Here is a 9,750-nt window from a genome sequence, read left to right on the forward strand (position 1 = left end):
TCTTTAAATTCTACCACAACTTCTGAGGATACACACCTTCGGTAACCAACTGATTAAGGTTTTCTTTCACTACAGGAGCATCTTCTTTATAGGTTACACCAAACCACTTGGCTGCTGTAGGAATTACTTTGATCACACCACCTTCCTTTTTCACAAAGTCACTTGCAGAAAGTGGGATCAGGAATTCAGCTTTGATATTGCTGATATTTTTATCAAGGAATGCTTTAAATTCTTTTTCCAGAAATGGGAAGATCGATGGGGCAAAACACCAAAAGTTCATTGAAGCTTTGGAACGGTCAGAAATAGGATGCTTAATGCCATCACTTTCTTCAAATACAATAGCACCGTTGTCCCTATACACTTTCAGTCGTTCGTTGATCTGAACAAGATTATCATTATCATCAACCTCGCATACGCCACGACTAACAGAACCGTTTTCTGATAGTGTGTTGGATAACTCGTAACCAACCAAAGCAAATGTTTTGTTATCGCATCCGTTCACTAAGAAGTTATGAGCTTTTTGGAAAGCGTCCCTGCCGTAAAAGTCATCAGCATTAATCACCGCAAATGGTTCATTCACGATTCCCTGGGCGCATAAAATGGCATGTGATGTCCCCCAAGGTTTGGTTCTCTCAGCGGGTGCAGTATGACCATCCAGGTAGGCTGTCATTTCCTGGTAAACGTAATCTGTCTCAATTTTGCCTTTCAACTTTGGTTCAAAGATGCTTTTAAAATCTTCAGCAAAATCTTTACGAATGATGAACACAACTTTTCCAAAGCCCGCTTTGATTGCATCATAAATTGAATAATCCATGATGGTTTCACCACCAGGGCCAAATTGCTGTATTTGCTTCATGCTGCCGTAACGGGAAGCCATGCCGGCAGCCATAATCACTAATGTAGGTTTCATTATGTACTTTTAAAAGTTGGAAGCGAAAATAAATAAATTAACAACTTACTTTTTGATACATGCAGTTTCCTGGAAAAGTTCAGCCAGAAATACATATAATAAATTTACCTGGTTCATTAAAAGCCAGTGTCTTGAGGTTGGACATGGTGCACCCTGTTGTGTCTGGAAACAAGTGGTATAAACTAAAAGAATACCTGAAGGAAGCCAAGGAGCAGCGTAAATCAACCATTGTGACTTTCGGCGGCGCTTTTTCTAACCATATTGTGGCGACAGCAGCAGCCTGTAAAAGCTTTGGCATTGAAAGTATTGGTATCATCAGGGGGGAGCGCCCCAAAAACCTGTCGAATACACTCCAGGATGCTCTTGCTTTTGGCATGCACCTGATTTTTCTATCAAGAGAGGAATATAAAAAGAAATCAATTCCTCAGGAGCTCTATACCAAACATGAATATGAAAAATTATATTTTGTCAATGAAGGAGGCTATGGTTATTTAGGAATGTTGGGAGCAGCAAGTATTATTGAAGATGCAGATATAAAATCATATACCCATTTATTGACAGCTGTTGGTACCGGCACTACACTGGCAGGCTTATTAAAAGCCTCACAACCTTATCAGGAATTAATAGGAATCAGCGTTATGAAGAACAATTTCAGCCTCAATAATTCAGTAGAACAACTTATTCCAGACAAATCCAACTTTAAAATTCTGCATGATTTTCATTTTGGTGGATATGCAAAAAGTCCTTCCGAATTGTTAAACTTTATGAATCAATGGTACCTGCAAACCGGAATTCCTTCGGACTTTGTGTATACAGGAAAGCTGTTTTATGCTTTCGAACAATTAGTTGCCCGGAACTTTTTCCCCTCTAATTCCAATATTTTACTGATCCACAGCGGTGGCCTGCAAGGAAATCGCTCTTTACCAGAAGGGAGTTTGTTATTTTAAATATTCATTAAAGATGGCAAACTATCTTTGCCATCTTTAAATAGCATTGTACGGGTATGAAGTGTTTGAAGTACTCTTTGGTTATCTTGGTTTTAGTATTGGTCAGGTTTTCTGTTTCAGCGCAGGATACACTTCCAAAGTTTTCAGTTAAAAATGTAGGCAATAACCGCATTATTGTGGGTTGGGTGAATAAATATGAAATGGTGAAACAAATCAGTATTCAACGAGCGTATGATTCGCTGGGTATCTATAAAACTATTTTGAGTGTAGCCGACCCCAATGCCATTCAAAATGGATTTGCAGATACAAAAGCAACGAACGACCATATGTACTACAGGCTATTTATCATGCTGGATAAGGGGATGTTCTTTTTCTCACCCGCCAAAAAACCTGTATTAGATACAGCTCGTGTTGTAACACAAGTAACTGTTGACCCCAAAACCGGTGAAAAGAAGATTGTTGTCATTAATACGCCCTCCCAAACAGATAGCTCAATTATCACACAGCAAACCGTGATTAAGAAGCCGGAGTATATTCCTTCTGTATATGTTTATACCAATGGTGATGGATACTTGTTTATCAACCTGCCAGATGCAGATCAGAAAAAATACCGGATCAAATTCTTCGAAGAAGACAACACCTTTTTGTTTGAACTGAAAAATATCAAGGAATCCGCGCTAACATTGGATAAAGCAAACTTTATTCACTCAGGCTGGTTCCATTTTGAATTGTACAACGATGACAAACTGGTAGAAAAGAATAAGTTTTATTTAGCAAGAGATTTCTAATTGCCTAAAATTTCAACATTAAACACCTTTTCAAAGTTTCTCTTTAGCCTGTCTTTTACATCTTCCATATCTACTCCCCTCCCCAGTTCTTCCTGGATGGAAGCAACTTTTTTATTTTGTATGCCACATGGAATGATATGGTTGAAATAACTAAGATCGGTATTGACGTTTAAGGCAAAACCATGCATCGTCACCCAACGGCTGCACCTAACGCCCATAGCACATATTTTTCGCTCCTTACCTTTTTCCAAAGCATCGATCCAAACCCCTGTCTCGCCTGCAGAACGCCCGCCAACAATGCCATATTCTGCCAGAGTCAATATGATCACCTCCTCCAACTCTCTCAGGTAACGGCCAATATCTGTATAAAACTTTTCGAGATCAAAAATTGGATAGCCTACAATCTGTCCTTTTCCATGGAAAGTGATATCACCTCCCCGATTGGTATGGAAAAACTGAATGCCTCTTTGTTCGCGCTCCGAATCATTGATCAGGACATTTTCCATTTTTCCACTCTTCCCCAACGTATATACAGGAGGATGTTCAACAAAAAGCAAATAATTTGTTGTCTTAGAAAAATCTTCCTGTACCACCCCACTCTCAACCGACTTTAACCTTACATTTTCCTGCAGCAAACGCTCCTGGTATTCCCAGGCAGCTTTATAATCCATTTGACCTAAATCACGAAACAATACCTTTTGCTTTTCCATAACTGCAAATTTACATCCCAATCCCCTTTATTTTTGTGGCTTATGGCTTCTGAAGAACAATTGAACTTGCCGGACGATACGGCAGAAAGCAATGACGAGCTTTACGAACGATTTCAATTTGTGGCTGATAAAGGCCAGGAACCGTATCGTATAGACAAGTTTTTAATGAACCGGATAGAAGGGGCTACCCGCAATAAATTGCAACAGGCAATCAATACTGGTATGGTGCTGGTCAACGACAAACAGGTCAAGCAGAATTACAAAATAAAAGCCTTTGACAAGATTGTGGTTTACTCTGACATGTCTCCGGAAACTACGGATATCGTTCCCGAAAAGATGGATCTGAACATCGTCTACGAAGATGAGAGTATCATGATTATCAATAAACCTGCAGGTATGGTGGTACATCCGGGAAGTGGAAACTATTCCGGCACCTTGCTTAATGGCGTTGCTTACTACCTGCAACAAAAAAATCCCGGGATCACAGAAAACACACTGCCACGCTTTGGATTGGTGCACCGGATTGATAAAAATACCAGTGGTTTACTGGTTTTGGCCAAAACAGATAAAGCGATGAGTGCACTGGCAAAACAGTTCTTTGATCATACAGTGCAGCGGAAATACATCGCACTCGTTTGGGGTGAAGTGGAAAAAGACTCTGGAACTATTATAGCCCATGTGGGTAGAAATCTGCGTTACCGGAAATTATTTGCAGCTTATCCGGAAGGAGATCATGGTAAAGAAGCTATTACACACTATAAAGTGCTGGAGCGTCTTAATTATGTAACAATTGTAGAATGTAAACTCGAGACAGGCCGTACACACCAGATTAGGGTGCACATGAAACACATCGGCCACCCTTTATTCAATGATGATTTTTATGGCGGTGATAAAATTGTCAAGGGCACCGTTTATGCCAAATACAAACAATATGTAGATAACTGCTTTGCAATTTGCCCACGCCAGGCATTACATGCAAAGACGTTGGGTTTTATCCACCCGGTTACAGGAAAGCAAATGTTCTTCGAATCGGAATTGGCAAACGATATGAAAGCAGTTATTGAAAAGTGGAGAAATTATATAAAGAAACCCTAATTCATTAAATCCTCCGGATTCCTGTTCAAAGCTTAAAATCAAACAAGGTAGCTGTAAATGCCCCTCTTTCTCTTTTCTTGAACGCCACATCCCAATCTCCTTTATAGCGAATCACCTGGGGAACAAGATAATTGCCAAAGTGGGTCATTTGCACTTCCATACTTACATCAAAATCATAGACGCCAGCGTCATAGCTAAGATCATAATTTCGGGCAATGATCTCCAGGGTTTTTGGATGAAACCAGGTGGTAATATTATCAAACACGATTTTATCCTTCTTACTGCTGCTTAAACCTGGTTTGGCTTTGATAGAAAAAACATAACAAAGCTGCCCTTTGTACTCATCAAGATCTATATTGAAATCGTATAACTGTGCAGCCCCTTTATCAAAAACATCCAGTTTATCCCCAATAAAAGGAATGCCGGGGATCTTCTTTCCTGGGTTAAAGAACATCATTTTGAGTTGTTCTTTATGTTTCTCAAGGCCTTTTTTTTCTCTCACCTTTCTTTCTACTCCTTGTACCACGTTCGACTCGCCACACACTTTTCCATGTGTAAAGAACAGGCTTGCATAGAGTTCTGCAGTGTAATAATTCCAATTTCCATCCTCATCACATATATCACCATTCTTTTTTTCTTCTAAAACATCCATGGTACGGCAACTGCCTTGCCTGTTTTGTTTCGTTTTGCTTTGAAGCGAAGCCTTCTGGTTGCCCTTTTTATCGAGCATCCGGATATCATTGAATGAGGTAAAACTCAGAACCCTAAGGTTACGGAAGGCCTTATAAAAAGAAGTGTCGAATCTGACTTGCTTCAGAAACTTTGGCACATCCAGATCACTGCGAATTACAACTTCACTCAAGCTGATCATCCGGCTCAAAGCTTCGGCATCAGTAGAATCTTTTTGAGCTATCAAGGGGCAGGAAAAGATAAATGAAACTGCAATGAATATCAGCCGTCTCATTTTTTTGCAAAAGACATTTTATAATCAACCTTAATATTTCCTTTCACGATGTCATCTAATTTTCTCTTGATCAATTTCCTTTTCAATGGAGAAATATGATCGATAAATAATTTACCATCTATATGATCATATTCATGCAGAATAATACGGGCTGTGATACCAATAAAAGTCCTCGTGTGCTTTACAAAGTTTTCATCCTGGTATTCCAGGGTAACCTCTTCGGCCCTATAGATATCCTCTCTTATTTTAGGAATGCTTAAACAACCTTCATTGTACACCCAATCGTCTCCAAGCTCTTCTACAATATGGGCGTTAATAAACGTTTGTTTGATCCCCGGGTCGTCGGGATAGTTTTCTTCCTCTTTGTCTTTTTCATCCATATTGGCAAAAATCTGTGCACTATCTACAACAAAAAGGCGGATGTCTTTATTGATTTGTGGCGCAGCCAGGCCAACACCATTACTTGCATACATAGTTTCCCACATATCCTCTATCAGCTTTTTGAGGTCAGGATACTGCTCATCAATATCATGAGCCACTTTTCGTAATATAGGATTTCCGTAAGCTACAATTGGAAGAATCATTCAAATTAGAATTTACAATTTGCATTGTACGACTAAAAGGGTCGAAAGCAAATCACAATAAATATTAAAATCAGGTGCAAAAATAAAGGAACAAGGCCTGCAATCAGTTATCATAAATCATAAATCGTAATCCGTCGATTACCTGTTCAAATATTCCTGGAGCATTATGGTAGCAGCAATTTCGTCCACCAGGGCTTTGTTTTGCCTTTGCTTTTTCTTTAAACCCATATCCAGCATGGCTTGAGAAGCTAATTTGGAGGTAAACCGCTCATCTACTTCCTTGATAGGTATCTGGGGAAAAGTCTTTTGAAGCGCTTTGATAAACTTTTTCACTAAGGGGGTAGCATGTGTATCGGAATCATCCCAGTTCACAGGCATTCCAATAATGATGAGTTCAACATCCTCTTTTGCTATATACTCCTTAAGGAAAGCCATCAGCTTGGGCGTTTCAACGGTACGCAGGCCACTGGCTATGATTTTCAAAGGGTCTGTCACAGCCAAACCGGTCCGCTTACCGCCATAGTCAATTGAGAGTATCCGGGGCATAATTAAGAAGCTGAGATGAATAAGTCCATGATGACAAATACGGCAAAGACTACGCTGGCAATGCCATTGGCAGTCATAAAAGCCAGGTTTACCCGGCGCAGGTCATTGGGCTTAACAATTGAGTGCTGATAGATCAGCATGCCACCAAATATCAAAACGCCTATCCAGTACAAAGGCCCAAAATGTCCTAGCCTACCAGCAGCCACCACGCAAGCCGCACTGAATAAGTGAAGTGCCTCAGAAACACGGAGGGCTCTGGCCTTTCCTAACCAGGACGGCATGGAATACAATTTCTGCGACTTGTCAAAATCTTCATCTTGCAGTGAATAGATAATATCGAAACCACTCACCCAAAAAATAACGGCAAAAGAGAACAAAACGGGCAACCAGTGAAACTGACCGGTTACCGCCAGGTACGCACCGATGGGTGCCAAAGAGAGTCCTAATCCTAAAACAAGGTGGCAGAGCGGAGTAAATCGTTTGGTATAACTATACCCCAGCACAACGGCTAAGGCCACAGGAGAAAGAAAAAAGCAAAGTTTATTGATAAAGAAAGTGCAGGCAATAAAGAAAAGACAATTAGCAATCGTAAATATCAGCGCATTTTGGGGTGTTATGATGCCTTTGGGGATTTCCCGGATTGCAGTCCTGGGATTGAGTGCGTCAAAATGCCTGTCCAGGTACCGGTTAAAAGCCATAGCCGCACTACGGGCAAACACCATGCATAGAATAACCAGCAAGAACTTGATCAGAAAACCATTAAAATCAACGGGTATATTATTGCCGAAAGAAACACCAACCACCCCGTTATAGGATTCGCGGATATTCTGAATAATGCTCCTGATATTAATAACTGCCAGGAAAAATCCAATCAGCGCAAATGGCATAGCGAAGATGGTATGAGAAAACTTGATAAGGCTTAAGTAGTTCTTTATCTTGATCATTTGATAAATAATATGCGTATTCAATACATCTGAATAAGGGATAGGATACTCTATTTTGCGAAATTATTCATTACTTCCCCAATTTTCTACAAAATCCTCCAAAACAACAGATGAGAAAAATCATTACTCAGAGATCCTTGCCCTGACCAATTCCCAAAGCACGACCCCTGCTGCAACGGAAACATTCAGGGAATGCTTCATGCCCAATTGAGGTATTTCAATACAGCCGTCCGAGAGCGCTATGGTTGACTGCTCTACGCCAGATACTTCGTTACCCAGGATCACTGCTATCTTTTGTTGGGCATTGGCAGTGCCGTTAAATTCGTTTAAGGGGATACTGTTTTTGGCCTGCTCTACCGAATAAATGGTATAGCCGTCGGCACGCAACTCTTCAATGGCTTCTTCGACCTTTTTATAATGTTTCCAGTGAACTGTATCCTCGGCCCCTAAGGCTGTCTTTTTGATTTCTTTATGTGGCGGGTAGGCCGTGTAGCCACACATATATATGCCAGAAAGTAAAAAGGCGTCGGCTGTACGGAACACACTGCCCACATTGTATGCACTGCGGATATTTTCCAATACGACTACAATCGGCAGCTTTTCCGACTCTTTAAATTCTTCAACCGACTTGCGGTTCAATTCGTCCATGCTCAATTTTCGCATGGCGCAAAGCTAAACCAACAAGATGAATGTTGGGAATGGGGATGACGAATGAGGAATTTGAAATTTTGGAGCCACGCAAAGCGGGAAAGGTTTTGAAAATTTGAAAATGGGATGATTCGAAGGGGGGAGACTGATAATAGATGATAGTTTATTGAGGTGGGATAGGGATATGGAGGTATTGGATATGGGGGTATGGTTGGGCTGAAGAGTGAGGAGGAAAGGGGAAGAAAAGATGCTTTTTAGAGGCCCAGGAACGAAGGTGGCATACTGTTGTCATACTCTAGGTATACTGATGGTATGCTTCAGGTATACTTGAGGTACGAAGGATCCCTACCTGGAACCTGAAGGGGAAGCGGACAAAAGCGGCCATTTCCTGCCATTTCCTGCCAAAACGGCCAGAGGGGTTGGAGGGGTGAATGGGCAGCCCTAGCTTTAGGGGGTAAATGGATGAGCAATGAAACAGGTCTATATCAATAGTAAAGAACGGGTGGTGATCAAGGATGGCAAGCAGGTACCTAGGCTGTTGTTGGGCATGATCCGGGGTACGATTGGGAAGTGCTTTGTGGTGAAGCACTACAGGGGGAACAAGAAAAAGAAGTGGAAGAAAAGGATTGTGATCACCAAGTACCCGGATATGAGCAGAATAGTAGCCTCTGAAAAGCAAAGGGTAAGGAGGGATTTGTTTAAGGAGGCGGTGGTCTATGCCCAGTGGATCCTCTCGGATCCGGAAAGGAAGGAGGCGTTTCGGAAATCACTGCCGAGGAAGAAGAGGAAGCATGTCTACCAGGCGGCTATACGGTTGTATATGAGGATGCAGGGGGATAAGCAGTGGCTCCGTAAGCAACTGGCGGTGAGAGGCATGATGAGTAGTGGAAGAAGGGAGATGGCGGATGTGAGGGTGGTGAAGGGGGAATGGTTCATGGGGGATACGGGTAGGCTGAAGGGTTGGGGGCAGGTGGGAGCCTGGAAGGTGGTATGGCAGAAAGAACAGGCTGTGGGGCTTGAGGTGGTAGGTGTTTTTGGAAAGGAGCCGGGAGGTTTAGAAGTATTGCAGATTTAGCAGAGGTTTGGTATGTAAATAGGAATTGGTTGCGTTTTCCATGTTTTCAGATGAGCACTACGGATGGGCTCATGCAGATTGGGCAACATCAAAACGCAATGAAATGGCATTGAATCTGAATATGTTAAACGGATTTTGTTTGAAACTGGCATATGACGAGATTTGCGTGTTATGGCACATGTTAAGCCAAGCATGCTATAAACTTCAAAATTGAAAACATTATTAAATACCATAAGGATTATCTTAATACTATTAGCCGCAGCTGACCTGCTTATGTGGGTCACAGCAATTGCAAGTGGCCATAAGCTGCCTAAGGAAACTCATTTGGCATTTATGGAAACATTAATCTTTTTGGTACTGTTGTATGGTTTTACCGTTTGGCTAAATAATCGTCTTATAAGGAAATAAAAGGAAGCATGGAATACGGTTTAAACCGCAGTTGTTTTACAAACTTGCACGTGCCATAATCGAGTAGACGGCCCTGCCACTGGTAGGTAGCAGGGAGCGCCTCTCACACCACTGTACGTACGGGTCACGTA

11 protein-coding genes are annotated in these 9,750 nt (G+C 41.5%); 4 read left to right on the plus strand and 7 right to left on the minus strand.

The window, feature by feature from the left end; translation table 11 throughout:
- Window positions 1-10: 10 nt before the first annotated feature.
- Entirely contained in the window at window positions 11-910 is a 900-nt protein-coding gene (locus OCK74_RS25335) for a sugar phosphate nucleotidyltransferase (RefSeq protein ID WP_279299909.1), read from the minus strand.
- 59 nt (window positions 911-969) lie between these two features.
- Here OCK74_RS25335 and OCK74_RS25340 point away from each other — a divergent pair, with 59 nt between their 5' ends.
- Together OCK74_RS25340 and OCK74_RS25345 are read left to right on the plus strand one after the other, a co-directional pair.
- Window positions 970-1,857 (plus strand): 1-aminocyclopropane-1-carboxylate deaminase/D-cysteine desulfhydrase, encoded by an 888-nt coding sequence (locus tag OCK74_RS25340; RefSeq protein ID WP_279299910.1) that lies wholly within the window; start codon window positions 970-972, stop codon window positions 1,855-1,857.
- A 56-nt stretch (window positions 1,858-1,913) separates the two neighbouring features.
- Entirely contained in the window at window positions 1,914-2,645 is a 732-nt protein-coding gene (locus OCK74_RS25345) for a hypothetical protein (RefSeq protein WP_279299911.1), read from the plus strand.
- Here the strand turns inward: OCK74_RS25345 and lipB are convergent.
- The gene (gene lipB, locus OCK74_RS25350; protein ID WP_279299912.1) at window positions 2,642-3,355 is read right to left on the minus strand and encodes a lipoyl(octanoyl) transferase LipB; all 714 of its coding nucleotides are present in this window, start codon (window positions 3,353-3,355) and stop codon (window positions 2,642-2,644) included. The two genes, OCK74_RS25345 and lipB, sit on opposite strands and share 4 nt — an antisense overlap.
- A gap of 42 nt (window positions 3,356-3,397) precedes the next feature.
- Here lipB and OCK74_RS25355 point away from each other — a divergent pair, with 42 nt between their 5' ends.
- The gene (locus tag OCK74_RS25355) at window positions 3,398-4,450 is read left to right on the plus strand and encodes an RluA family pseudouridine synthase (protein ID WP_279299913.1); all 1,053 of its coding nucleotides are present in this window, start codon (window positions 3,398-3,400) and stop codon (window positions 4,448-4,450) included.
- Window positions 4,451-4,475: 25 nt separating this feature from the next.
- Here the strand turns inward: OCK74_RS25355 and OCK74_RS25360 are convergent, their stop codons facing one another.
- The 5 genes from OCK74_RS25360 to OCK74_RS25380 all read right to left on the minus strand — a co-directional run bounded on the left by OCK74_RS25360 (window position 4,476) and on the right by OCK74_RS25380 (window position 8,151).
- Window positions 4,476-5,414: a hypothetical protein gene (locus OCK74_RS25360; RefSeq protein ID WP_279299914.1), complete on the minus strand. Its 939-nt coding sequence runs from the start codon at window positions 5,412-5,414 to the stop codon at window positions 4,476-4,478.
- Entirely contained in the window at window positions 5,411-5,998 is a 588-nt protein-coding gene (def, locus tag OCK74_RS25365; protein ID WP_279299915.1) for a peptide deformylase, read from the minus strand. Before def ends, OCK74_RS25360 begins: the two co-directional genes overlap by 4 nt.
- 138 nt (window positions 5,999-6,136) lie before the next feature.
- Window positions 6,137-6,544: a Holliday junction resolvase RuvX gene (gene ruvX / locus OCK74_RS25370; RefSeq protein WP_279299916.1), complete on the minus strand. Its 408-nt coding sequence runs from the start codon at window positions 6,542-6,544 to the stop codon at window positions 6,137-6,139.
- 2 nt (window positions 6,545-6,546) lie between these two features.
- Window positions 6,547-7,488 (minus strand): UbiA-like polyprenyltransferase, encoded by a 942-nt coding sequence (locus tag OCK74_RS25375; RefSeq protein WP_279299917.1) that lies wholly within the window; start codon window positions 7,486-7,488, stop codon window positions 6,547-6,549.
- 123 nt (window positions 7,489-7,611) lie between these two features.
- Window positions 7,612-8,151: an RNA methyltransferase gene (locus OCK74_RS25380; RefSeq protein ID WP_279299918.1), complete on the minus strand. Its 540-nt coding sequence runs from the start codon at window positions 8,149-8,151 to the stop codon at window positions 7,612-7,614.
- A 454-nt stretch (window positions 8,152-8,605) separates the two neighbouring features.
- On the opposite strand from OCK74_RS25380, the gene OCK74_RS25385 reads away from it, so the two are divergent.
- Window positions 8,606-9,211 carry a hypothetical protein gene (locus OCK74_RS25385; protein ID WP_279299919.1) on the plus strand — a complete coding sequence of 202 codons (606 nt, stop codon included), beginning with the start codon at window positions 8,606-8,608 and terminating at the stop codon, window positions 9,209-9,211.
- Window positions 9,212-9,750 lie beyond the last annotated feature (539 nt).

The sequence above is a fragment of the Paraflavisolibacter caeni genome, assembly GCF_025628885.1.
GTDB classification, from domain to species: domain Bacteria; phylum Bacteroidota; class Bacteroidia; order Chitinophagales; family Chitinophagaceae; genus Flavisolibacter; species Flavisolibacter caeni.

Bases quoted from the DNA above. Each gene is read 5' to 3' on its own strand.
- OCK74_RS25335 (WP_279299909.1), bottom strand. From the start codon at position 910: ATGAAACCTACATTAGTGATTATGGCTGCCGGCATGGCTTCCCGTTAC.
- OCK74_RS25340 (WP_279299910.1), top strand. From the start codon at position 970: ATGCAGTTTCCTGGAAAAGTTCAGCCAGAAATACATATAATAAATTTA.
- OCK74_RS25345 (WP_279299911.1), top strand. From the start codon at position 1,914: ATGAAGTGTTTGAAGTACTCTTTGGTTATCTTGGTTTTAGTATTGGTC.
- lipB (WP_279299912.1), bottom strand. From the start codon at position 3,355: ATGGAAAAGCAAAAGGTATTGTTTCGTGATTTAGGTCAAATGGATTAT.
- OCK74_RS25355 (WP_279299913.1), top strand. From the start codon at position 3,398: ATGGCTTCTGAAGAACAATTGAACTTGCCGGACGATACGGCAGAAAGC.
- OCK74_RS25360 (WP_279299914.1), bottom strand. From the start codon at position 5,414: ATGAGACGGCTGATATTCATTGCAGTTTCATTTATCTTTTCCTGCCCC.
- def (WP_279299915.1), bottom strand. From the start codon at position 5,998: ATGATTCTTCCAATTGTAGCTTACGGAAATCCTATATTACGAAAAGTG.
- ruvX (WP_279299916.1), bottom strand. From the start codon at position 6,544: ATGCCCCGGATACTCTCAATTGACTATGGCGGTAAGCGGACCGGTTTG.
- OCK74_RS25375 (WP_279299917.1), bottom strand. From the start codon at position 7,488: ATGATCAAGATAAAGAACTACTTAAGCCTTATCAAGTTTTCTCATACC.
- OCK74_RS25380 (WP_279299918.1), bottom strand. From the start codon at position 8,151: ATGCGAAAATTGAGCATGGACGAATTGAACCGCAAGTCGGTTGAAGAA.
- OCK74_RS25385 (WP_279299919.1), top strand. From the start codon at position 8,606: ATGAAACAGGTCTATATCAATAGTAAAGAACGGGTGGTGATCAAGGAT.